At 42.5% G+C, this 26,123-nt stretch carries 16 protein-coding genes; 10 read left to right on the top strand and 6 right to left on the bottom strand.

Features of this window, described 5'->3' with window-relative positions:
- Positions 1–5 precede the first annotated feature (5 nt).
- Both DEO27_RS11345 and DEO27_RS11340 read left to right on the top strand, forming a co-directional pair.
- Positions 6–1,508: an alpha-L-fucosidase gene (locus DEO27_RS11345; protein ID WP_112566269.1), complete on the top strand. Its 1,503-nt coding sequence runs from the start codon at positions 6–8 to the stop codon at positions 1,506–1,508.
- Between the two features lie 84 nt (positions 1,509–1,592).
- Positions 1,593–2,684: an alkaline phosphatase family protein gene (locus tag DEO27_RS11340; protein ID WP_112566272.1), complete on the top strand. Its 1,092-nt coding sequence runs from the start codon at positions 1,593–1,595 to the stop codon at positions 2,682–2,684.
- 251 nt (positions 2,685–2,935) lie between these two features.
- On the opposite strand, the gene DEO27_RS11335 is transcribed toward DEO27_RS11340, so the two are convergent.
- Positions 2,936–3,505 carry an RNA polymerase sigma factor gene (locus DEO27_RS11335; RefSeq protein WP_112566275.1) on the bottom strand — a complete coding sequence of 190 codons (570 nt, stop codon included), beginning with the start codon at positions 3,503–3,505 and terminating at the stop codon, positions 2,936–2,938.
- Between the two features lie 626 nt (positions 3,506–4,131).
- Here DEO27_RS11335 and DEO27_RS11330 point away from each other — a divergent pair.
- The 8 genes from DEO27_RS11330 (at position 4,132) to DEO27_RS31965 (ending at position 20,882) form a co-directional block, all read left to right on the top strand.
- A complete protein-coding gene (locus DEO27_RS11330) occupies positions 4,132–5,256 on the top strand; it encodes a FecR family protein (protein WP_112566277.1) in 1,125 nt (374 codons plus the stop codon).
- A gap of 288 nt (positions 5,257–5,544) precedes the next feature.
- Positions 5,545–8,970 carry a TonB-dependent receptor gene (locus tag DEO27_RS11325; RefSeq protein ID WP_190295384.1) on the top strand — a complete coding sequence of 1,142 codons (3,426 nt, stop codon included), beginning with the start codon at positions 5,545–5,547 and terminating at the stop codon, positions 8,968–8,970.
- A gap of 18 nt (positions 8,971–8,988) precedes the next feature.
- Positions 8,989–10,833, top strand: a complete 1,845-nt coding sequence (locus DEO27_RS11320) for a RagB/SusD family nutrient uptake outer membrane protein (protein ID WP_112566281.1) — start codon at positions 8,989–8,991, stop codon at positions 10,831–10,833.
- 171 nt (positions 10,834–11,004) lie between these two features.
- The gene (locus DEO27_RS11315) at positions 11,005–13,563 is read left to right on the top strand and encodes a hypothetical protein (protein WP_112566283.1); all 2,559 of its coding nucleotides are present in this window, start codon (positions 11,005–11,007) and stop codon (positions 13,561–13,563) included.
- A gap of 9 nt (positions 13,564–13,572) precedes the next feature.
- A complete protein-coding gene (locus DEO27_RS11310) occupies positions 13,573–15,912 on the top strand; it encodes a hypothetical protein (RefSeq protein WP_112566285.1) in 2,340 nt (779 codons plus the stop codon).
- Between the two features lie 101 nt (positions 15,913–16,013).
- On the top strand, positions 16,014–18,215 hold the full coding sequence (locus tag DEO27_RS11305; RefSeq protein WP_223818221.1) for an alpha-galactosidase: 2,202 nt from the start codon (positions 16,014–16,016) through the stop codon (positions 18,213–18,215).
- An 86-nt stretch (positions 18,216–18,301) separates the two neighbouring features.
- On the top strand, positions 18,302–20,443 hold the full coding sequence (locus DEO27_RS11300; protein ID WP_112566287.1) for a family 20 glycosylhydrolase: 2,142 nt from the start codon (positions 18,302–18,304) through the stop codon (positions 20,441–20,443).
- 337 nt (positions 20,444–20,780) lie between these two features.
- A complete protein-coding gene (locus tag DEO27_RS31965; RefSeq protein WP_112566951.1) occupies positions 20,781–20,882 on the top strand; it encodes a hypothetical protein in 102 nt (33 codons plus the stop codon).
- Positions 20,883–21,463: 581 nt separating this feature from the next.
- On the opposite strand, the gene DEO27_RS11285 is transcribed toward DEO27_RS31965, so the two are convergent.
- The 5 genes from DEO27_RS11285 to DEO27_RS31720 all read right to left on the bottom strand — a co-directional run bounded on the left by DEO27_RS11285 (position 21,464) and on the right by DEO27_RS31720 (position 26,119).
- Positions 21,464–21,799 (bottom strand): L-rhamnose mutarotase, encoded by a 336-nt coding sequence (locus tag DEO27_RS11285; RefSeq protein WP_112566289.1) that lies wholly within the window; start codon positions 21,797–21,799, stop codon positions 21,464–21,466.
- Between the two features lie 15 nt (positions 21,800–21,814).
- Complete coding sequence (locus DEO27_RS11280) at positions 21,815–22,831, bottom strand: aldo/keto reductase (RefSeq protein ID WP_112566291.1); 1,017 nt, start codon at positions 22,829–22,831, stop codon at positions 21,815–21,817.
- Positions 22,832–22,848: 17 nt separating this feature from the next.
- Complete coding sequence (locus DEO27_RS31940) at positions 22,849–23,241, bottom strand: hypothetical protein (protein ID WP_317132984.1); 393 nt, start codon at positions 23,239–23,241, stop codon at positions 22,849–22,851.
- Positions 23,242–23,469: 228 nt separating this feature from the next.
- Complete coding sequence (locus tag DEO27_RS31935; RefSeq protein ID WP_317132983.1) at positions 23,470–24,117, bottom strand: MFS transporter; 648 nt, start codon at positions 24,115–24,117, stop codon at positions 23,470–23,472.
- Positions 24,118–24,166: 49 nt separating this feature from the next.
- Positions 24,167–26,119: a glycoside hydrolase family 97 protein gene (locus tag DEO27_RS31720; protein ID WP_149301872.1), complete on the bottom strand. Its 1,953-nt coding sequence runs from the start codon at positions 26,117–26,119 to the stop codon at positions 24,167–24,169.
- Between the last annotated feature and the right edge of the window lie 4 nt (positions 26,120–26,123).

The raw sequence follows: 26,123 nt of genomic DNA, 5'->3' as shown, positions 1-26,123 counted from the left end.
AGTAAATGAAAAATCTATTATCTATAATAGCTATGGGCTTTTGCTCTACAGCTTATGCACAAAATTATACAGCCATTAGCTCAAGCGATTCCAAACAGGAAATTGTAAATAAAGCCGCGCACATTACTCCTTCACCAAGGCAATTACGCTGGCAGCAGTTGGAGTTCACCGCGTTTTTCCATTTTGGCATGAACACCTTTACCAACCAGGAGTGGGGCAGTGGCAAAGAAGACACTAAACTGTTTAATCCAACTCAGCTGGATGCCGCCCAATGGGTACGTACCAGTAAACAGGCGGGGATAAAACAGGTGATCATTACGGCCAAACATCATGACGGCTTTTGTCTGTGGCCCAGTAAGTACACTGAACATTCTGTAAAAAATAGTCCCTGGAAAAACGGGCAGGGTGATGTAGTAAAAGAAGTTGCCGAGGCCTGCCATGCTCAGGGTGTTGGTTTTGGTATTTATCTTTCACCATGGGACAGGAATAATCCTGATTATGGCGATTCCGAAAAATATAACGCCTATTTCATGAACCAGCTAACCGAATTATTAAGTAATTACGGCCGGGTTGATGAGGTTTGGTTTGATGGTGCTAATGGTGAGGGCCCTAACGGCAAAAAACCAGTATATCATTTTGAAGAATGGTATAGCCTGATCCGTAAGCTGCAACCGGGCGCGGTTATAGCCATCATGGGTCCTGATGTACGCTGGGTTGGTACCGAAAGCGGTTATGGCCGTTTATCGGAGTGGAGTGTTGTTCCAATTGACAAGCAAACCAATGCCAGTACCGCTCAAAATTCGCAAAAGGATATCGCCTTTGCGCCAAAGGGAGATATGACGGGTGATGACCTCGGTAGCCGGGATAAGATTGGCAACGCGCAGGCCCTTGCCTGGTATCCCGCCGAAACAGATGTATCCATCAGGCCGGGATGGTTTTATCATGAGGCGGAGGACAATAAAGTAAAATCTCCCGAAAAGCTATTGGATATCTATTATAGTTCTGTAGGCCGTAATTCGGTTTTACTGCTCAATATCCCGCCTGATAAAAGAGGCCTGATCAATGAGCACGATCAGAAAAATCTTTTGGAATGGAAAAATATCATCGACAAAACTTTTAAAAACAACCTTATAAAAGGAGCACTGATCAGCTCAAAAAATGGCATCAATACCGCTGCCCTGGCAAAAGGCGGTCTGGACAATTACTGGACTACAAAAGGGCGGGATACATCGTCGGTAATACAGATCATCCTGAGCAAACCACAAACATTTGATGTGCTGTGCCTTCAGGAAAACATCACCGTTGGCCAGCGTATTGAAAAGTTTAGCCTTGAATATTTTAATGGAACAACCTGGGAGCAAGCTACCGAAGGCACCACCGTTGGCGCGAAACGATTGATCCGGTTTAACGCCATAACCGCGCAAAAGGTAAGATTAAAAATACTGGCGTCCAGATTAAACCCAACTTTAACAACCCTGGGCTTATTTAAACAATTTACAGGGAACTAAAACCAGTAATAAAGACTATTTAAAAGATGAAGGGCCTGCCCGGCAGATCGAAAGCATCTTATATAAAATACCATAACTCATAAAATGAAAAAAATATTAGTTTTAATCCTATTTGCATTTTTTAGTGCAGGATCTGTTTCTGCTCAAAATACTGCTAAATCCGGGAACATTATAGTTATATCTATAGATGGCCTCCGGTGGAAAGAAATTTTTCACGGGGCAGAAAAACAGCTCATTACCGGTAAAAAATTTAACTCACAGGATTCCGCTCAACGTATCAATAAATATTGGGCCGAAGATCAGCAGGACCGCCGGGCCAAACTCATGCCTTTTGTTTGGAGCACAATTGAAAAAAATGGTCAGTTATATGGTAACCGCGATCTGGGAAGCCTGGTAAATGTTAAAAATACCTATTGGTTCTCATACCCGGGCCGCAGCGAAAATTTAACAGGCTATGCCGATCCTAAAGTAAATTCAAATGATTACCCGGATAATCCTAACAAAAATGTGCTGGAATTTATTAATCAGCAAAAGGGATATACTAAAAAAGTGGTGGCTTTTGCCTCATGGGATGCCGTTGCCAGGATTATTAACCGTAACCGGAACGGTATGCTGGTAAATAATCCGTTTGAAGACCTGAAAGGAAGCGATTTGACAGAAGCCGAGAAATTGGCTAACGAAATACAGCATTATGAACCTAAAATATGGGGTAATGGCGAACGCCTGGATGCTACAACCTACGCGCTGGCAAAATCATACATCATGGCCAAACACCCCAAAGTGGTTTACCTTGACCTGGCAGATACCGACGACCAGGCGCATGAAGGTAGATATGACTTTTACCTGGATGCTATACATAGTATAGACGCCATGATAGGTAAACTGTGGACGTATGTACAAAACGATCCGTTTTATAAAAACAATACTACCATTATGATTATGCCTGATCATGGCAGGGGCGATGGAAACCAATGGACGAGCCATGGCGCCAGCATTCCGCATGCAAATGATACCTGGCTAATGGTTTTGGGCCCTAAAGTAAAACGTTTGGGGGAGGTAAAGGATAACGGACAGATATACCAGGATCAATATGCAAAAACCATCGCTGGGTTATTAGGGTTCAATTTTACTTCCGTAAATCCTATCGGCGATCCCATTCCAAGTGTTGTAAATTGAGCATTTGATCGTTAATGAATAATGATCCGGAGCAAGAAGTCATTTGATGAGATGAAAAAGGGAGGTGCTTCTAATTTAGTATCTCCCTTAGGTGCCGGAGTGACCCAGTGCGACAATTAACATCATTGTTTTTTCAATAAACTGGAGAACAAATAATTAAAATATCCATATGAACTCTTTTGATTGTATTAATAGTTGAAAGTGATATCTTGTCTTCGATGGTTAGACGATGCCGTGCCTTGATAAAGCCGTTATAGAAAAAACGTTAGCAGGTATGATGCTAATTTCACCCTCAATATTTTTAAAGAATTATTTACCTGTTTTCTAACGGTTAATGGGCTTATATCTAATATTTCGGCAATTTCGTTGTGGGACAAGTTCGAATCCCTGCTTAATTCAAATACCTGTTTCATTTTTGGAGGTAAAGAGTTTACCTCGGCCTTAACCAAGGCAATAAGCTCTTTATTCCTTAACTTTTCGTCTGTGGTGCACTTACCGGTTTCCTCAAAGTGAATCAACGAGGCGATGTAGTTAGATTTAACTTTCTCGTGCTTGAAAAAATTTAAAACTTTGTTTCGGACAGCTGTGCACAAATAAGCCTCTAAACTACCTTTAACGTCAATTGATCCCCTTTGGGCCCATATAGAGATAAATAGGTCCTGAAGGATATCTTTAACAGTATCCCTGTCTGGTAGTCTTTTATAAGCATGCTGATATAACGCTTTATAATAGCGCGAATGAATCGCCGTAAAAGCAGATATGTCATCTTGCCTTAACAGCGTTATCAAATCGTCATCACTATAGTTACCGTACAAAGCCATTAAGGTTTACATTGATTATAAATTTGCAAGCGATATTTATTGATTGCTGACCATTGAGGCCCGGGATACACTAATCGCCTGAAATCGGGCCTCGCTTATCTGTCGTATAATTGTTGTTACAAATTAATAGGACTGGAGTGATTTTAAGTGCTAAAGTTCTACGCAACCGTTTGCGTTAATTCTGGGAAATAGGCTTTAGTAAAGAGCTCTTAATTCTCAACGTAAGTATCTTATATCTTCAACCGCCTGATTTATAACGATTTTTTTAACTGATTCGTAAACAATTTCCTATCGGGATAATTAATATGGGCTTTCAATAATTATGCTGAGTAGTTATAAGGTTCAAAAAATGCAATTATGTGCCTTGTTATCAGAAACAAACGTTTGCGTTGAGCTTGTTTACGATGAAGTTTTATATGTAATTGCATTGACCTTTTAAATCTGGCAGCCCGGATTAACTAATGTAAGATCAATATGCTATAAGCATTCTCAAAGCAATAGTGTGTGTTACCATCCCTAATCTATCATCTTGAAAATTATTTTCAGTTTTTTTAAATTTTATCTACTCCCTCCCCACTACAGTAGTTGTATATCGGATAATAAGGATAACATATCCTTTAAAGATTATGCAACCACAAGACATTGAAGATTTAATAGAACGGTACAACAAGGGAATGACTACCCAGGCAGAGAATGCTTTGGTTGAAAGCTGGTATGCAAAATATAAACATGATAATCCTTATTTGTCACAGCGGCAATTGGAAGAGGATCAAAAAGAGAGCCTCGATAAGCTGTTGAATGAAATACATGGCGGCTCAAGAAGGATCCAATTATCGCGTTGGGCAGTGGCTGCTTCAATACTTTTTTTCCTGGCTGTGGGTGGATATTTTTTTAGCATTAATAATAATTCCCGCCGGCAAATAGCTACAGTTAAACCTCAGAAACAGGACGTAACTCCGGGAGGAAACAAAGCCATATTAACTTTAGGAGATGGGAGTACTATTGTATTAAATAGCGCAAAGATTGGAAAACTTGCCAGCCAGGGTAATATCATTATAAAGAAGGCTGCTGATGGGCAAATTAGCTACAATGATGTAAGCAGCAGCCACACTTCAAAAACTGATGTATACAACACCGCCGCTACTCCACAAGGGGGGCAGTATCAATTTATTTTGGCTGATGGCACCAAAGTATGGTTAAACGCTTCTTCTTCAATAAAATATCCGGTAGTTTTTAATGGCAGTGAGCGCAGGGTTGAACTTACCGGGGAGGCATATTTTGAAGTTGCACACAATGCCAGAAAGCCGTTTAAAGTAATTTCAAACGGACAAACGGTAGAAGTATTAGGTACCCATTTTAATATCAATGCATACAATGATGAGCAGGCTGTTAAAACTACCTTATTGGAAGGCAGTGTAAAAGTATCAGCCGGGAGAGTGAGTAATATCATTAAACCCGGCCAACAGGCAAGGTTTGACCACGGCTTGATCAATGTAATGACTGTAGATCCGGACGAGGTTGTTGCCTGGAAAAACGGCTTTTTCTTTTTTGAAGATAATAATATTCAGGAAGTAATGCGGCAGCTTTCGCGCTGGTATGGTGTGGAGATAAAATATGAAGGACAATTACCATCCCGCAGGTTTTCGGGCGAAATTTCCCGGAATGTCAATTTATCCCAGATACTGGATATTCTGAACTTCAAGCAGATCCATTGCAAAATAGATGGGAAAACAATTATTGTAATGAATTAACACCTGTAATTAATCAATTATTCACCTAAAACAAGGAGAACCATATGGAAAAATAAATACACATCCGGCCTTTAAAATTCAGGCCCATCTCCCATAAGGTTAGCTCAAAAAAAAAACGCATCCCGAGGGCAATCGGAATGCGGATAAATATTGAGTTAACCCTCCCCGCAAAACGGGAATATGTTTAGTGTCTCTAACTATCTGTTAACCCAACTCAACAAAAGTATGAAATTAAATGCTTTTTTAATGGCCATGCATTGTCCGTGGCCGCGCAAAATGTTATTAGTTATGAAATTGACTACCTTGATCATGTTAGTTGCCCTTCTTGAATGTAGTGCAAAAGTGTATAGTCAAAAAATTAACCTGGATGAAACAAATTCCTCACTAAAAAAAGTACTTAATCAGATAAATAAACAAACAGGATTCGTGTTTTTTTATGATTCAAAAGATGTACTGAATAAAAGTGTAACCATTCATCTGAAAGATGCCTCAATAGATGAGGCTTTAAAAGAATGCCTTAAAAATCAGCCCTTAACTTATAAAAAGGTTAATAACAACATTGTTCTTCAGCAAATTGAAAAGGCTGTTGATAATGTGGTTACCAGCTTAAATGTAAGTCCGGTTAAGATAAGCGGGCAGGTATTTGATAACAAAAATATACCCCTGGCCGGCGTTACCATTGTAGTAAAGGGAAGTCAAACCGTCGCTATATCTGACGTTAATGGTAAATTCAGCATTGAGGTTCCGGATGGGAACGCAACACTTGTTTTTTCATTCGTGGGCTATGTAAAAAAAGAATTGCAGGCTACCCCTGGTACACCTATGCTGGTAAAGATGGAAGCCGATGTAAGCGGGCTTAGTGAAATAGTTGTGGTTGCTTATGGTACGCAGAAAAAAGAAAACCTGACAGGTGCAATAGGGGTAATTAAATCATCTGCCCTTGAAAACCGCCCTACATCTTCCCCAGCCAATTTGTTGCAAGGCCTGTCACCGGGCGTTACTGTTACTACGCAAGGCAGCTACCCCGGCGCAAGCGCTAATATTAAAATCAGGGAATCCTCCACCTGGCAGGGCGGAACAGATCCATTGTACGTGATAGATGGTTTTGTAAGGGATGCAACAACATTCTCCACCATTAATCCGGCCGATATCGATAATATCAGTATTCTGAAAGATGCCGCGTCAACCGCAATTTATGGTATCAGAGGTGGTAACGGCGTTGTTTTGGTTACAACAAAACACGGCGTAGCCAATAAAACATTTATATCCTACAACGCATCATATACAATGAATAACCGTGAAATTACGCCACGGAGAATGAATGCGTTTGATGCTTATACTTTTGCCAACGAAGCTTTTGCACAAAAAGGTTTGCCGGCAAGCGATCCAAGCTATTATACGCCTGATGAGTTAGATTATTTCAAAACACATTCATACGATTGGTTAAAGGATACCTGGCGTAATCCATGGAATACTTCACATAACTTAGCCGTAAGCGGTGGTTCGCAAGCAGCCAGGTACTACATCTCGGCAGGTTATTTCCAGCAGGAAGGGGCAACCTCAAATTCCTTCCGTAAATATAATTTAACAGCAAAAGTGGATGGGCAAATTTCCGAGCGATGGAGTTATAATTTAAATATCCAAAGCGAATGGAATAATGGCAGTCGCCCGTTCTGGGCCTATGATTATGGGGATTTCAATTTGTCGAACATGTACAACAGGCTGTTGATGGTAAATCCCGGTCGCCCGTCTTTTATTAATGGTCTTCCTGTTGGCAACTTTGATAACACCAATACCGCCAACCTGGCAAATGGAAATGGTGGCTACACCAAGCCATCGGGTAACAATATTACCCCGGTTTTTCAATTGAAATATGATATCCCAGGCATCACCGGATTGTCGGCAAAAGGTACTTTCGCTTACAATACCACTAATAATTATACCAAAGCGTGGCGTAATGCACCTTACATTTATTATTTCCAAACCGGGGGCGACCACAACCACATCGTTACCGATAAATTGGATTTAACACGATCAGGAGGGTACCAGATATTAGATCAGGCCCAGATTTCGGGCGTAGGCGCACCTACTGAATTGGAAGAGTCATATTCGCAGTCATCTAATTACCAATTGGATTTGATGTTGAATTATGAGCGCTCTTTTGGCCTTCATAACATAAGCGCATTTGCCGGGTATGAACAATCGGCATACCGGGGCCATTACACAAACATCTGGGACGATAATTATAGCAACCCTAACTATCAGCAAATTAACGGTGGCTCAACCAATAGCACCGACTGGTACATTAGGGGCGATCAGAACCAGCCTACAGGCTTTGCTTCTTATTTTGGCAGGGTCGACTACAATTACGCCTCCAAATATTTGCTTGGCTTTACCATGCGGGCCGATGGCTCTTATATTTTCCCGGCAAATAAACGTTGGGGATATTTCCCTGCCGTTTCAGCGGGCTGGAATATCGCCAATGAAAATTTCTTTGCAAAATATACTAAAGTCCTTGATGTCTTGAAGCTCCGTTTCTCTTACGGTATAACCGGTACAGATAATACCGCTCCATGGCAATGGCAACAAACCTACAACTTTAACGCAAACTCAGGTATTTATATAGGAGCCGGGCTTCCGCCTTCAACAACGTTGGGATCTACTATCAACCCCAATATCACATGGGAAAAAAATCATAACTACAACCTGGGTTTAGACTTTGGCATGCCAAAAAGAATCCTTACAGGAACTGTTGATTTATGGTACAAAAAAACCACCGATATTCTTGGCGCACGTGTGGCATCAGTTCCCAGCACGGTTGGAGCAAGCTTGCCTGCAGTTAATTATGGGATAGCATCGGCACGAGGTATTGAGCTGTCTCTTAGCCATGAACGGCACATCAATGACTTTTTCTATCGTGTGTCCGGCAACTGGTCATATGCCGATAATAAATATCTGAAGGTTGACCAGGCTGCATCAGTACGTGGTTACCAGAACCTGATCGGACAGCCCATCAACGGGGTTATATGGGGTTATGTATCTGAAGGGATTATCAGAACGCAGCAGGACGTGGATAATATTTTAAAGGCAAACGGCCCTAATTTTACCATATTTGGCAGCAAGCCACAGCCCGGAATGTTGATGTATAAGGACGTCAGGGGGGCGTTGGGCACTGATTTGCCTGACGGAAAAATTGATGGAAATGACCAGCAAATCATTTCAAAAAATGGGATACCGCGTGTTAATTATGGCTTCAACTTTACATTTGGCTGGAAAGGGCTTAACCTCACCGCAGTATTTGCCGGTTTGGGTCGCTACGATATTATGCCTACCGACGTCTACTACAGACGGCCTTTGCCTGGTAATGATAATTTAACCATCTGGAAAAATGCATGGACTCCGCAAACAGCCTCTACGGCCACTATGCCAAGCCCTATTATGACTGACTGGCAAGGCACAAGCAATAGCGAGGTGTCTTCTACATTCTGGTTAAAGAATGGCGCTTTCCTACGGTTAAAGTCTTTAATTGTTGACTACAGTTTGCCGGCAAGCTTGTTGGCGAAAATAAAAGTTAAAGCTGTAAAAATTTATTTCAGCGGCGAAAACCTGTATCAATGGAACCATGTAACCGATTGGGACCCTGAACTGGGCGGCGATTTCAGAATGTACCCGGTATTAAGAGGGTTTACCTGCGGACTTAATGTAACACTTTAAACATTCAATTATTAGATCATGAAACTTAAATTCAATATACTATTCGCTTTATTGGGGATGATTGCTTTAACAATATCCTGTAAAAAGGTATTTGATGTTGATCATCCGGGAGGCCCTATCACGCCAGAGCAGGAATGGGGAAGTCCTGATTTTGTAAAAGGATATGTAACCAATTTCTATAATATTTTACCTTCCTGGAACAGGAACGAAGAACTGGCCGGCGAGGCTTATTCTGGCGGCAGTGGCGGAAACGGCCTTAATTCTTTTCTTAAAGGCACTTATACAAGCCAAAGCGGTTACCCCGACAGGGTTTGGGATTGGGCAAGTGTAAGGTCTATAAATAACTTTTTTGCAAATATTGACAAAAGCAAATCTGCTTTATCTGATGCTGATTATAAAAGCTTGAAAGGTCAGGCATACTTTTTCCGCGCATATTTATACTACAGAATGGTAAAGGTATTAGGAGGGGTGCCGATTATTACCGCGGTTCAGGATCCAACAGCCGACATAAATACCTTACTGGTAAAAAGAAATTCATCACTTGAGTGTTTTGACTTTATTGGCAAACAGTTAGATAGCGCAATCAATTTATTGCCTGCTACCTGGGGTTCAAATGATATTGGCCGGGTTACCAAAGGCGCGGCTATGGCGGTAAAAGGCGAAGCCCTATTATTAAAAGCAAGCCCGTTGTTTTGCAAAACACCTAATGCCACTTATTGGAATGACGCTTATAGTGCTTTGTTGGCCGCAAAAACCGAGTTAGATGCCGATGGTTATGGTTTATATACCGATAATACTGCAAAACCAAATGAAAACATGTGGTATGATAAGGCCGGCGCTGCTAAGGAAATGGTTTTGAGCTTACGTTACCACTATCCCGAAAAAACAAATAGCTTTCAACAGGGGCAAAGGCCATTAACTGAAACATCTGGTGCTGCAGGCTCCTGCGATCCTACCTGGGAAATGGTGCAGGCTTATCCAATGAAAAATGGTATGCCAATTTCCGATCCGGCTTCGGGATATGACCCGACGGAGTTTTGGAAGGACAGAGATCCGCGTTTCTATCAAACAATTGTATACAATGGCGCCAGGTACGATTTTGCAGACATTACACCTCGTGTGCAGTGGATTTTTAACGCGATAGCCGGAGATGATGCCTACAAAGCCACACCCAATTATAATATCACGGGTTTTTATTGCCGTAAGGGGATTGATACAACATTGGGTTCAAGCGTTTGGAACCGCCAGGCTTTTGATTGGCCTATCATCAGGTATGCTGAGGTTTTACTTAACCTTGCCGAGGCCGCTAATGAAGTACAACATCCGGCCGAAGCGAGGACTTACATTATTCAAATCCGCCAAAGGGCTCATATCACAGCAGGTGCAGGAAATTATGGATTGGCTGCATCGGTTGGTTCTGATTATCAGGCAACATTGAACGCTGTTATGACAGAGCGGGCGATAGAGTTTGCTTATGAAGGAAAGCGATTTTGGGATTTGAGGCGCAGGCGGATGTTTAATGTACTAAATAACATGGGTACGCTACATGCTTACGGGCCTTACTTTAACAGCGCGGCTGCATCCTCTCAATATGGTGTTGATATTACGCAAAGTAATAGTGGTATAGCCGCACAGCTTTCTAACCTGATAGTAAATTCACCCGCATCGTTTGATCGTAACGCTTTTCTTAAGGCTATCACCAATTACAAATATGAACCGATAGATCCTGGTGCAACCAGCCAAATCAATATACCTGATGCTTATTATTTTGGCCCTATTGATCCGCAGTATATTTTACAAAACAAAAATTTGCAGCAAAATACAGGCTGGGATGGCGGAACCTTTAATCCGGTGATACAATAGGTGCCGAAGTGTTTGATTTTTTTAAGTGTACTTCCGGTATTGAGACTACCTGAGGTTTAGTTGAAGAGGCGTCCCTGTATGGTACAGGGCGCCCTCTTTTATCATTGATCAGAAAGCGGTGCTCAGAAATTGGAAATGGTTTTTAGTTGATTACATATGAGTTTTTATAATATGATAAATAAATTGAACACAGGTTTTTTATTTCTCCTGGCGTTCAGCATGATGCTGGTAATTCACCCTCGGGCAAATGCGCAAATAATAACTTTAAACACAACGTTTGTTACGCTTAGTATCAACAACCGTGGGTTCATTACCAGTATTAAAGACAAATCATCCCATAAAGAATATTGCCCTGCCGGTAAAATTTCGGCCTTACTTAGTCTGTATAAAGGCGAAAACTATATACTGCCGGTATCTGCTGCATTTAATACGCTCAATAAGCGGATTACACTACGCTATCCCAATGGCTCGGTGGCAACGGTGCAAACTGATGAAAAAGGAGAGTATGTACGATTGAAATTGTTGTCGCTTAAGCCGCGAAACGGGGTTGACAATATCGTTTGGGGGCCCTACAAATTAAATATCTCTAAAACAATAGGAGATATCCTGGGCGTTGTAAGAGATGATGATTTCGCATTTGGGATACTTGGTTTAAATGATAATACCACCAGCGGCCCGCCGACAGGAGGCGACATGTCTTTTATGTACTATTTTATCCATTCGCCGGATCCTCTGAAATATCCTTTGCCTGCGAACCTTAAGGAAGGCCAAACTTTCACAATCGGCGGAGATGGCATAAATGACGTGGCGTTTTATTCACATCCGGAAGAATATTACCGGATGAACTACGGAAACGGAGCAAGGCTTGAACCCGCTTTTGGTTCTACAGTTTGCATGCACTCAAGAGATCGCAGAAAGGAACAAATGATACGGTTCCCGGTATTACCCGATAACTTGGATGGGAAGGTAAATTCGGCCAGGTATCAGTTGGTACCTCCGGTTAATGCCGACTATATCGGATCGTCGGTTGCTTTGCTTGCCTGTCCCGACTCTGTTGGGCTTCGCACTATCGAACAAATAGTTTTAAAGGAAGGTTTGCCGCATCCGGAAATTGATGGTCAGTGGATCAAAGATCCTAAAGCATACCGCCCTGATATTGCCTGGCATGGCGCTCATGACAGCCTGATCACGTACGCTCATCAATTAGCCATCAAAGGGGTGCAGGATGAAGGATGGGGCGAATATTATCCCAACCCACAAAATCGCTGGACTAATAGAAAAATAAATTTCAATAACGCAGCTCCCATGAACATTCCGGAGTATGGCGCATTGATGAAAAAAAATGGGATCAGGTATGGATTACATACCCTGTGCGAGTTTCTGCAGCCCGATAACAACAGTGATGTAGCCCCGGTACCGAGCGATAGCCTGGCCATTATGCAGCGCACTTCAATAACCAAAGATCTTACCGGCCAGGACACTGTTATAACGGTGGCCGACAGGGCCTATTTCAACGAGTTTGGCGGATGGGAAGGTAACCATACCAATGTGCTGAAAATAGGGAAGGAACTGATAGAATACAATGGCATTACCGAGAGCAAGCCTTACACTTTTTTACATATAAAAAGGGGGCTTTACGGAACAAAAAGAGGAGCTTATAAAAAAGGTACTACAATCGTAAAACTACAGCCTAATTGCTATCGTGGTTTTGTTCCCGATATGAATTTGCAAAAAGTATACGCGGATTATTATGGCAAGTGGCTTACGGAAGGAGGGATGGATTATATTGATTTTGATGGTCTGGAGAGCTGTATATACCAGGGACAGGGGCAATACTCCTTTAAACAGTTTTTCAGGAAATTATTTGATACCTACGCAAAAAATGGAGGTGATTACCTCCGCGTAATGGGAAGCGCGGTATATGAAGGCAACTGGCATTATATGAGCGTTTGCAATGTTGGCGGCGGCAATAATATGTTTAACCCGGTATTGAACCAGTGGGGAATAGAGGGAAAAGATATGCGATATGTTTTTGAGAGCAGTTATTTACCCGCAACATTCGGAATAGTTGATTTGCACAGTGATTGGAGTTTATACGATGCAGAAAACCTGGAAGCCAAATCAATTGGATGGAATGCAACTTACATGCTTGGTTTGAGCCAGCACGCTGTTGAAAGTTGTCCTGAAAAGAATAATATTTTCAAAGCATACCGCGCCTGGGAAAATGCCAGAGCATTGAATGTTTTCACCAAAGCAGTAAAAGAGCGTTTAAAAGATTTAAACTATAAGTTTCACCTGGTGCAAAACGGCGAAAAGTCGTTCGTTTTATATCCTGTACGCGAAACCCGCTTTCCTGACCAGCAATACACTGTCGAAAGAAATACCTGCCGGTTAAATAATGAATTTGATGCGCAGCCGCTGGATTGTGCGATACGGATATCATCTGCCGAAAAAGACGGGTATGCTGATGGCATCAGGATCTCTTTTCAGGATGGTGCAGAACTTTCAATCGACAAAAAAATCACCAATGGTGAATTTATTATCCTGAAAGATAACACCTGCTATTTAGCGGATAAGAATAGAAAGAAGATCGCTGAAATTCCTGCTCAGGGCAATTTGACTCTTCCGCACGGGACATCGTCAATCCAGGTTAGCGCCCTGCATAACAGCAATCAAAAAGTAAATATGGAACTGCTTGTTTCATCTGTAGGACCGGGTATAGCACTTTGATGATTTAACATGAACTTTAATAAAAAAAGCTGCCTTTCTGCATTCATAATTTGTACATGTTTATTGGGCATTGTCCATGCGCAGGGAGTAAAAAAGCTTATAACTCCGGATTTTTTAAAAGCGGTACGTGGAAATATGCGTGTAAGCGCTATTCAATACGAGGGTACCAAAGCATTAAATAAATTTGAGTTCGGGAACAACGGCCTTACAACAGACAGTGCACAATGGTTGCTTGACTTAACCTCAAAACAAGGTACAGGCCCCGGAATGCTGGAGATCACCGCAGATATTACATTAAAAGAAGGCCATGCCGCTGCCACCGCCTTGGAGGTATCTTTTGACTTTAGTAGCTGGAGTAATAAGAATTATGTTATGGTGCCGGCAAGTATGTATAACGGGAACAGGTATCCTGCCATTGGCAACGGGTACAACCCTCCTTATACCAGGGATATGTATTACAATCCCAATGTACCGCTAACAATTTCAAACAACCCCAGGCTATCCGCAGAACCCAATAAAGCATCGTTGGTGCAGTTACAAACCGGCAATGCGGCCACTCCGGCAATGTGTTTTTTTTCGCCGTCACTAAGGAAGGGCTTTATCCTGTTGATCACCCAGCAGACTACGTTGGGCAACAGTGGCCTTACCATTGCAGAAAATGCAAAACAAGATAGCTGCTGCTTTCGCATTTCGGCACCATCGGTGCGCAGGTTGGCGCCAGGGTTTGGGGATTTTCATGAAAGCGGTGATAAAGCACCCGACTGGAAACCCGGCGACCATGTAACCATTACAATGAGGTTGTATGTATTTGATGCCGGTAGCATTCCTGATCTGCTTACGAAATTTATGCAGGTACGTAAGGATATAACGGGGGCAAATAATCCCCGCAATATATTACCTATGAGTGAATTGCTCGCTGTAAGTTCGGCAATATGCAGCGGTAATTTTATACATGTTCCTGCAGGCAGTTATTATAAGCCCGAAAATAATGACGATTTTCAGTTGGGTTGGGTGAGCGGTATGATGAATACTTACCCTATGCTGGCGCTTAATAATCCAAAAGAACGTGAGCGGGTGGCAGAGGAGATTGATTTTGTTGTTAATAAACTACAAGGAAAAAGCGGCTTTTTTTACGGCGGAATAGAAGCAAATGGCCGTCTCCTTTTTGAAAAAATGCACCCTGATTTTCCGGAGGGCCAGGCTATGGTACGTAAAAACAGCGATGCTTTACTGTGGTTGATGAAACATCTGTTACTGCTGAAAGCGCAGGGTTTTGGAAATACAATTAAGCCCGGGTGGGAATCGGCAGCGAAAAAGCTGGCCGAAGCTTTTGCTAAAGCCTGGAAAAAATACGGCGAATTTGGGCAGTACATTGTGCCCGAAACAGGGCAGATAGCCGTGTTTAACTCCACGGCCGGGGCAATAGCGCCCGGCGGACTGGCTATTGCGGCAAATTACTTTAATCACCCGGAGTGGCTTGTAGTAGCCAGGGAGGCTGCAAATTATTATTACCAACGCGATGTGGTAAAACAGGGCCTCACCGGTGGCGACTGTGGGGATATTAGTATGGATGCTAATTCAGAATCGGCATTTGGCTTTTTAGAATCATTGATGGCCTTATACAACGTTACCGGCGATAAAAGCTGGCTGCAAAAGGCTGGGGTAGAAGCGGCGCTTTGTTCAACCTGGGTATTGTCCTATGATCCAGTTTTTCCATCCGGCAGCCAGATCGCAAAGTTGAACTGCCACATGGCCGGGGCAGTTTGGGCCAGCATTCAAAATAAACATTCGGCTCCGGGTATTTGTGAAGCCTCTGGCGATTACCTGTTTAAATTATATCGTGCAACGGGTAATAAATTATATGCAGATTTAATAGGGGATATTCAACATGCGCACGCTGAGGCAGTAAACATGCCAGGCCATTATACTACCAACAACCTTATCGGATCAAGCATGGAACGAATTCAACCCAGTGACGCCGAAGGCAGGGGCAGTGTTGGCAATTTCATAAACACCCGGAATTCGTGGACGGAAACAAACGGTATGTTAATGGCCATTGAACTGCCCGGAATTTATCTTCAGACAGATAAAGGGAAACTCCTGGTTTTTGACCATGTGGAAGCTGCTGTTTTGAAGAAGGATAAGAAATCGACCACGCTGCTGGTGAGCAACACCACCGTGTATGATGCCAATGTAGCCGTTTTTGCAGAAAGCAGTGCTCAGGCTCGGGAGCCGCTTCCGTATACCGCGTTTTTACATTGGCCCAAAGTGATGGTAAAAGCGGGACAGAAAGTACAGATGCAAATCACAACCGGCAACAAAATTTTGACCATTAAAACACTCAACTAAAAATATGATCAACAAACCGCTTTTATCCGTATTCATTCCGATTGAACACGTTATCCGGTTAGTGTTACTTTTAAAATATCGAACAAATTGAAAAGAAATAAATGAAAAGAAAGCTGTTTTTTTCGACGATTGCTTTTTGGGGCATCATCAACATCGCCAGTTCACAAGAAGCGAATAATAAATTACCTGCCTGGAAGGAAAATGAAAAATCGGCCCTTTCTCAGGATTGGCTGGTAAACCCTGTTCAGCAAAAAGCTGACGTTTATGATGATGGTAAAAACATTATTCTGAGTAATGGTTTGATAAAAAGGACCTTTCGGATTCAGCAAAATGTGGCTTGCATTGATTATAGCAATATGAGCAACGGTCAGCAATTGCTGAGGGCTGTAAAGCCCGAAGCGAAGTTAACTATCGATGGCAAGCAATATAATATCGGGGGGCTTTACGGGCAAAAGGAGAATGCCTATCTGCTGCCCGAATGGGTAAGCGGATTCAAAGGCAATGAAAATGACTTTCAGTTTCAATCCTTTTCGGTAACGGATATTCCTCCTTACATCCGCTGGAAACCGCGAGGCTGGGCGCTTAATACCGTACCTGGCTCTGGTAAAATGCTGTCATTTACCTATAAATCAAATGTCGATGGTTTAAAAGATCTGCTTGTTACTGTACATTATGAATTGTACAATAACATTCCTCTTATTGTAAAATGGCTTTCGGTGCAGAATAAGGGTAATAAAGTGATAACGTTAAACAGGGTAATAAATGAGGTACTTGCAACGGTAGAGGAGGAAAGTGCTGTAGTTGGCTCGCCGGCTCAGATGGAAAAGCAGCATGGCCTTTATTTGGAAACTAACTATGCCTTTAATAATTCTATGCGATATGACATCAGCGACCAAACCACCCATTGGAAAGCCGATAGCAATTATACATCACAGGTAAATTATGACTATCAGACCCCGTGTTTATTAGAGGTATACCCGGAAAAGGCGACTGGTATAGAATTGGGAAAGGGGCAGGTTTTTAACTCCGTTCGCACTTACGAGTTACTGATGGATAGTTATGACCGCGAAAGGCGGGGATTGGCTATCAGGAAAATGTACAGCACTATAGCTCCATGGACAACTGAAAATCCCATCTTTATGCACCTCGTAAGTCGTAATGATGAAGACGTAAAAAAGGCTATAGATCAATGCGCGGCAACCGGGTATGAAGCCCTGATCCTCAGCTTTGGTAGCCATTGTAATATGGAGGATAGTTCGGCAGCCAATATACAGCGCTGGAAAACACTATCCGATTACGCGCACAGTAAACATATCCTGATAGGTGGCTATTCTTTATTTAGTTCAAGGCGGATCAGTGATGAAGATGATGTGATCGATCCGATAACAAAAAAGCCGGATGCGGCTGCTTTCTTTGGTCATGCCCCTTGCCTGGGCAGCAAATGGGGATTGGCCTATCTGGATAAGTTAAAATACTTTATTAGTAAAACCGGCTTCGATATTTTTGAAAATGACGGCCCTTATCCTGGCGATGTTTGTGCTTCAACTACACATCCCGGCCATAAAAACCTGGATGATAGCCAATGGCAGCAAATGGAGTTACAAAAAGGTTTATATCATTGGTGCAATGAACATGGCATTTATGTAAATGCTCCCGACTGGTATTTTCTGGATGGTACTAATAAAATTGCTTTAGGCTACAGGGAAGTTAATTTTTCTTTGCCGCGTGATCAGCAAATGATCCTAAACCGTCAGAATATTTTTGACGGTACCTGGGAAAAAACTCCTGCTATGGGCTGGGGATTTGTACCGCTTACCCGGTATCAGGGCGGTGGTCCCGAAGCCGTGTTGGAACCACTTTCGGATCATTTGAAGGATTATGAACAATTAATGATGCAATACTACGGGGCGGGAGTTCAGGCCTGTTACCGCGGCCCAAGATTGTACGATACTGAGGCTACCCGCAAGATGGTGGTAGGTGTCATTGATTGGTATAAAAAATATCGCAGTATCCTTAACTCTGAGATTATCCATCTTCGCCGGGCCGATGGCAGAGACTGGGATGGTTTGCTGCATGTGAATCCGAAACTGGATACAAAGGGAATGATCATGCTTTACAACCCGCTTAAAGTTGCGATTACAAGAACCATTAAAGTCCCTCTGTACTACACAGGTTTAACAAGTTCGGCATTGCTCAGGGAAAAGGGAGGGGTAGCTAAAAAGTACCCTGTTGACAGGAAATATGAGATCATGTTAACCTTCAATATAGCGCCCGAGAGTTATACCTGGTTTACTATTGAATAAAAAGGGCCGGTAATATTGCATTATACTTTGATTTTAAAAATGAAGAATTTTCTCTTAACAGGGATAGCACATCGAAATTAATTTGAATGATCTCAACAAAAAAAATAATCGTATACATTACCTTCTTTGTTTTAATACAATCGGGCCTGTACGCACAGGTGAATAATGTTGCGCCGAACATTATCCCGGCGGTTCATCAATGGCAGGCAGGTAGCGGTAGTTTTATTATTAACTATGCTACGGTATTTAAATTTAAGCCATCTGTCTCAACACAAAAAAACGTTGCGATATTCCTTGAAGACCTGGCTGCATTGCAAAGCAAGGAACGGCAATCTGGGTTACAGGCAAAAGGAGGGAAGAATGATATCATCATAAAAATCAAACCCCGGCGTCACCTAACTCAGCTCCAAAAGGAATCTTATCACCTGGAAATCAAACCGGATAAGATCACTATAAAGGCAGTGGATGAAGCCGGTGTTTTTTATGCTACCAGGACTTTGCTACAGTTAATTGAACAGAGTACTGATAAGCAAAGTATTCCTTGTTATACTATTTCAGATATCCCTGCCTATCCTTTTAGAGGATTTATGCTGGATGTTGGGCGCAAATTTTTCCCGGTATCGCAGCTGAAAGATTACATATGCCGCATGAGTTGGTATAAAATGAATCAATTACAATTGCATTTAAATGATCAGGCTTTTCACGGGCAGCACTACGCGGCTTTCAGGATCCAAAGTAAAACATATCCTCAGCTAACGGCTACAGATGGATTTTACACACAACAGGAAATCAGGGGTTTGATACAATATGCCGCAGATCGTGGTATAAATATTATCCCTGAAATTGATGCGCCCGCCCACGCCATGAGTATTTTGGATATTGCCCCCGATCTAAAAAATGAGAAGTTGCAGGACGGGCAATTGGATGTATTAAATCCCAAAACCACCGCCATGATGGAAAAAATCTTCGATGAATTTGTGCCCTTATTTCCATCGCCCTATTTCCATATCGGGACTGACGAATACAGATTTAAAAAGACGACTACAACAGAAGATCGTAAGGTTTTTGCAGCAGGCTTTTGCAACTATATCAATCATTTCAACAGATACATAGGTGCTAAAGGGAAAAAAGTGATGATATGGTCCGGATACAACGAAATGCCAGGATTTACCCCTATTGACAGCAATATAGTGATTGATATGTGGTTGGGTAATAACGCCAAAGAAGAGATTAAAGCGGGGCACCAGGTGGTACAATCAACTGATGGATGGTTGTATATTGTTCCGGGTACAAATTACTACGGCGTGGATAACAAGTTTTTATATGAAAAATGGGCTCCTAATGATTTCGGCCCAAACCAGCAGCTAAACCCGGGCGAGCCTGATTTGTTAGGGGCGAAACTGCATGTATGGAATGATCTCGGGCCAATGGGTTTTACCTATCATGAAACGGCAGAAGAGGTTGCGGTGGCTTTACCTGTAATGGCCGAAAAGCTATGGGGCAATAAAATGTCGCCCACTTTTGATGAATTTATAAAGAGAGTTGATGGCCTGAAAAACGTACCGCAAGTAAATGATACAAGGCTACTGGATACTTCCAAAAACAGTAATCCGATAATTAATGTTGACTTTAAAGAACATAGTTTACCCGATGCTGTAAATAAACAGTTAATAAAACCTTTAGCTGGTTATGAATCAAAATCTACATTATCGCTTGATCAACATGATTTTGTTAGGCTAAACTTACCAGCCGATGAGTTAGAACAACCCTGGACATTGAGCTTTTGGGTTAAAAAAACAGATGCCCGCGATACAACTACAGTGCTGTTCGAATCGCCGTATGGAACAATTTTTCTGAACCTTAAAGATAAAAAATCGGGAAAGACCGGCTTCGGTATTGCCCGGACTGTTGGCTACAAAGAATACGCAGGTGAAGGTGAAGATTTTTACCGTCAGGTGTTTAATAGCATTGTCCCAGCAAATAGATGGACGCAGATAACTTTGACGGGTGGGCATAATACCTGTACTTTTTATATTAATGGCAAACAAGCAGAATCAGTAGAAAAGCAATTTATTTGCCCGCTAAAAACAATAGGAAGCATTAGCGGCCATCTTTCAGCTTCAGCATTTTTAACTAATATAAAAGTGTTCAGCCGGATATTGGGAAAGGACGAAATACTGGCATTATATTTAAATTCTGAGCCTTTTAATTCAAACTTAGGGGACTGATTTTTACATCTAAAGTGTTGTAAATGTTTAATAACGATTTTAGATGTGATATCAGGTTGCAGAAAATGAGAATTATATAGTGGCTTAATGGTCATGCTTCCGGAGGGAGCCCCGTCGAACGATTGATTTCGCTGTTTTTTTTAGTAGATTGGAAGACAGATAGTTGTGTATTTGTACCATGTCAAATAGAAATTATTGGATAATTTAAATGTAGGGTTTTCATTCCAGAAACTCTCAGTTTGCAGACTAAGCAAGCTGAGAGATGGTCTCATATTTAATAGTGCCCAAAATTGGTTATTGATTCGAGCCAGTTAGGGGGGCACTCTCTGTATCGCAAATCAGCGGAATACTTAATTTTTCCGATCAGTCGGTTTTCGGAAAGTTTTTCCGGGCGGCAACCGGAATGTCGCCGGTTGAATACCGGAAAAAATTCGATTGATTCTTCAGTTCTTCTTTTTGACTTTTATGCGCAATTTCGACGAACATTGAAGCTGTTTGGCCTATTTTAACCGCTGCTTTAAGGGGAAATTTGTCTTGTCAAAACTTTAGGAGGGGTTTGAATTATGACAATTTTAAGAAATTACGGCTTATTAGTTTTCGTTTTAACGTTGACTCTTTTTATCCTGAATCCGATGATTGCCGGTGCCCAGGAGTGCAATAAAAGTAGCTACACACTTAGCTTGCCGAAGCTATGCAAATGGCTAAAAGTCAGAATAAATGGGCCTTATCATTTGAAAAAGCAGGTCGTTTACCGGGGATAAATGTAACAATGTCTCCTTTTGGAAAATCTTGTGCGCCCCCTGTTTCAACCAGTTCGCCCGCAAGCTCATGGCCAGAACGCGCGGGTAGCTGAAATATGGCTGGGTTCCCTCAAACGCGTGCAGATCGGTCCCGCAAATTCCTATTCTCCTAATCCTGATTTGTGCATAGCCTTCTTTAATTTCTGGCTCTTTTGCTCTTTAAAAGCCAGCCGCCCTGGTTCCTCGCAAACTATTAACTGCATATCATATCCTCTCTATTTTAAAGCTTAAAAATCTGTTTCATAAGTACCCATTTCTCGCCATCTTTTGCCCAGGGCAGGGGCTGCTGAAATAGCCACATTAGCTGTTCCCACTCCTGTACTTTGGGGTTAAGGGCATCCATCGCTTCTTTTGTTTTTGACTCAAAATGATCGCTTGTTTCCATGATCATAAATAGCCGGTTTCCGGTACGATAGATTTGCATATCGAGGATTTCTGCATCCAGTATGCTTTTGCGTATTTCCGGCCAGCTGTTTTCGGCTTTGTGCCAATGCTCATATTCTGCTATCAATTGCGGATCATCCTTTAAATCAAGGGCCAAACAGTATCTTTTCATAGTGGTATTTAATTTTTACAGGTAGATGGAAGCGTACGACTCGTCGATTAAACCACATGCTTTCATTTCCTTCCAAAATTGTGCAGGGATCGTTAAATAGGCTAAAGCAACATTTTGGGATACCCGTTCTGCATTGGTTGTATTCATGGCAATACTTTTGACACCTGGCGCCTTTAGCCCAAAGGCAACACACGCATCGGCAGGTTTTATTTTATAATCTGCACATAAGCCATAGAACAATTCCCGCCAGTGATACAAATGCTTGTCTTTTACCGGATCAGTTAACCGGTAGTTGTAATAAGCAGATCCTGTTAAAAAGCCTCCGTTAAAAACGGCGGAATTAATGATCTGAGTTCCTTGTTTTTCAAGGTCCTGCATAAATTCAATTAATTCCCGGGGGTGGCTGTGCACCGTCATGCTATTGGCTATCATTACCCAATCAAGCTTTACATCATCGGTTATTTTCCTGATGATTCGCCAATCCTTCGAACCTACGCCGACGCCCTTTACTTTACCATCCCGTTTCAACTCGTTTAGCGCACGGTAAGCTTCCAATATATCATGGTAACGTTGCGCTTGTTCCTGCTCATCTTTTGCCGCATTAAGATATTCATCCGGGTCATGTACAGACACCAGTTCTGCATGGTAATTGCCCAACAATTCGTTTCCCTGTTCATAGCACTCCAGGATGCCTTCATAACTTATTCGTTGAACGGCATCGTATTTCAGGTCACGCCAAACCCCAGGTTCAAAAGTAGGCTCCGGACTTGTTAATGCAGTACGCAGCCAACCTAATTTATTGCTAATGAGTACATCCGAAGGCTTTACATTCAATTGTGCCAGTGCACTTCCCAGCGATTCGAGCGCAAGTCCCGCGCCGTATTTGCCAGCGGAATCAAATACGGCCGGTTTAGGGGAATACCTGATGCTTTCGGCAACAATAGCACATTTAACTTCATCAGAAAGTGCTACGTATAAATTTCCTAATCCGCTGGTTCCAAAAATTATTTTAGGTAAATTAATTTCTTGCATATCGAAAATGGATATTGTTAAAGGATAGCTGAAACAGGTATATTTTCTTGTTTCACTTTTATCCGATGGCCTTTCAATCCAAAAAATGCTACCACCGCAAAGCATACCAATGGTACCACATAGCCATATTGAATATTACCGGTTACGTCGCTGATGTAACCAACCCCCCTTGGCAAAACAGCACCGCCGACGATGGACATAATGATCAGGCTGCTGCCAAATTCGGTATCGGCTTTCAAGTCCTTTATGCCCAGGGCAAAAATGGTTGGAAACATGATCGACATAAAGAAACATATAGTTATAACCGTATAAACGGTGATTATACCATGACTTAAAATGGCTATGGTGCAAAGCAAGATATTAATACTTCCATAGGCAGCAAGTAAGCTCGCTGAACTGAAATATCTCATCAGGAAAGTGCCAATAAATCTGCCGATCAGGAATGCAAAACCGAATAACCCCAAATAATCTGCCGCTTTAACTTCAGTGATGCCGGCAGATTTTGTTGCATAAAGGATAAATAAGCTAAATACACAAACCTGCGCACCTACATAAAAGAACTGAGCAGCTACGCCCCAGGCTAAATGACGGTGTTTTAAGGCATGAAAAATGTTTTTACTGGCTGTATGCCCGTCTTGCTACTGGAGCCGGGGCAGATGCGTAAATGCAAAAAGTATAGCGATAAGCACCAGTAGGCTACCTAAAATAAAATAAGGCATTTTAACGGAAGAAGCCTCTGCGGCCAGCGCCAGTTTTCGGCCTTCTTCTGTCATAACTCTTAATTGTGCAGCGGTATATCCTTTAGTGAGGATAATACGTGCACCAATTATCGGCGCCAGGGTGGCAGCCAGCCCATTAAATGATTGGGCAAAGTTAAGCCTTTGTGTAGACGTTGCCGGATCGCCCAATGATGAAGCATAGGGATTGGCGGCGGTTTCTAAAATGGTTAAGCCGCAGGCAATGATAAATAAGGCTACCAGGAAAAAGGTATACTGTTGGGTATTGGCTGCAGGTATAAATAAGTAAGAACCGATTGCAAAAACCAACAGGCCGGTTATGATACCTGTTTTGTAACCATATTTTTTCATGATGAAACCCGCCGGCAAAGCCATCAAAAAATAGGCAATAAAAACAGCCGAATCCACCAGTGTGGCCTGGACTGTTGTGAGCGTAAACGACTTTTTTAAGTGGGGTATCAATATAGGGTCGAGGTTATGGGCGAAACCCCATAAAAAGAATAAACTGGTTATTAATATAAACGGAAAGAGTGTTTTATTCTTTGTCATGATCGGATAATTGTGTTTTACGTTTCTGTTGCCAGATGAAAAGCCATGCTTAGTTATTGGCCGTGATTTTGGCTACCCATCCGCCGGATGTATCCAAATGGATATTCATAACTGAACTTGCCGATATCTTTCTTTCGGACCGGGTTAAACTTTGAGGTGAGGATAATACATCCGCCCATGACGACAATGTGTATTTACCCGCCGGTAAAAAATCCGTTTTTAATTGAATCGTCCTTTCCGAACCGTTGGTCATTGCGCCTACGTACCAGTTTTTTCCGCTTCTTTTGGCAATGATGACATACTCGCCCGGGTAACCGCCGAGCACCCTGGTGTCGTCCCAAACGGTAGGCATATTGTTTAGGAAATCGGCTCCTGGCTTACCCAAAATGTACTCCGGTGCATCGCAGTAAACCGTAAAGGGACTTTCGTAAATCACAAATTTTGCCAGTTCGGCGCAACGGCTGTTCATTACCTGGGTGGGGCTGCCTTTCCTGAACTCTTCTTTTTTTACATTTAAAAAACCGCCGGGAGTGTAATCCATTGGCCCGGCCAGCATACGGGTGAATGGGAGGGTAGTATTATGTCCTGCTGTTATCCTGGTCGAAAACTTGGAATATTCCTCTCCTAAAACTCCTTCCCGTGTTACCATGTTCGGATAGGTACGCTCAATGCCATCGGGTTTATAAGCGCCATGAAAATCTACCATCAGGTGATACTGCGCGGCAGTTTTAATGATGCGGCGGTACCAGTTTACCATTTGCTGATCATCCCGGTCCATAAAATCAATTTTGACCCCGGCAATGCCCCATTGCTGGTAAATTGGGAAAGCCTTTTCAAAATTGTCATTCCGGTTAACATCAGAGCTGTATAACCACAGCCAGCATTTAACCTTTTTTGCTTTGGCATAAGCTAAAATTTCGGGCATGTTCAATTGCGGGGCAGGTTTGGTAATATCAGCTTCCGGCTTGTTAAATGGGCCATACCATTGCCAGTCGATAAGCATGTAAGGCCAATGCTGTGCCGATGCCAGATCGATATACTTTTTGATGGTTGGCATATCCATCTTTACCTCGCCGCTCCACCAGTTATCCCAGGCGCTCATGCCTGGCTTGATCCAGCTTGCATCTTTCAGGGCGCAGGCAGGGTTCAGGTTCAGGATCAGTTCCGATTCAATTAATTTCCCCGGCGAAGCTGCCAGCATTACTACACGCCAGGGTGTAAGCAGGTTATTAGCGAAACGAGCCTTAACCCCGTTCTCATTTTCGCCGGGCAGAGGGGATAACTTGGTAACCAGATCAACTTTATCGGTTGCTCCGGTGTCTGTTTTTAACGAGCCTATATAAAACCCGGGGTAGTTATCAATATTAGCCTCTGTAATTGCCGTATAATGGCTCTGATCCAACTCCACCAGCAGGGGTAAGCCCGCTATTGTTTTTTCTGTGATATGGTTTAGGTTTTTGGGTTGAAATTCAGTTTCTTGAGACGAGGTATAACCACCATAGTCCGCCACCCAACTCTTTGCCTTTGCCGGTAAATTAAAACTGGTCAGTTCCCTTACAATCTCCCGGTCGCCGATTTTGTCGGCTCCGAATAACTGGTAGCGAAAGGCAATCCCATCGTTATAAGCCCTGAACCAGATTTTCATCCGGCGCATAGGCCCCGATTTTTCCATCAGTGACAGTTCCAGTTCATTGTAATGGTCGGTGATGGTACTATGTTTTGCTTTTACTACCGGCACCCAGGTTTGGTTAACAGAATGTTCAACATGACTGGTTACGGTCATATTGGCGCCGATAGCCGGTTCATTTTTAAACTCGAAGCCCAGTGAAGAAGGATGGATGATAGTTAAACCATTGCTGGTTACAGTATATTGCAGGCTATTGGTATTGTTTATCTCGATAATGTTTTTTTTATCGGGCGATACCAGCTTAAAAGTTTGGGCTAAAGAAGGAACTGCCAACGAAACAGCAGCAATCATTACATAAAAAGTTTTGCGGTTCATGATA

The organism is Mucilaginibacter rubeus (assembly GCF_003286415.2).
In the GTDB taxonomy this organism is placed as follows: domain Bacteria; phylum Bacteroidota; class Bacteroidia; order Sphingobacteriales; family Sphingobacteriaceae; genus Mucilaginibacter; species Mucilaginibacter rubeus_A.
The sequence above is the reverse complement of the archived record's forward strand: the minus strand, read 5'-3'. Positions and strand labels throughout refer to the sequence as shown.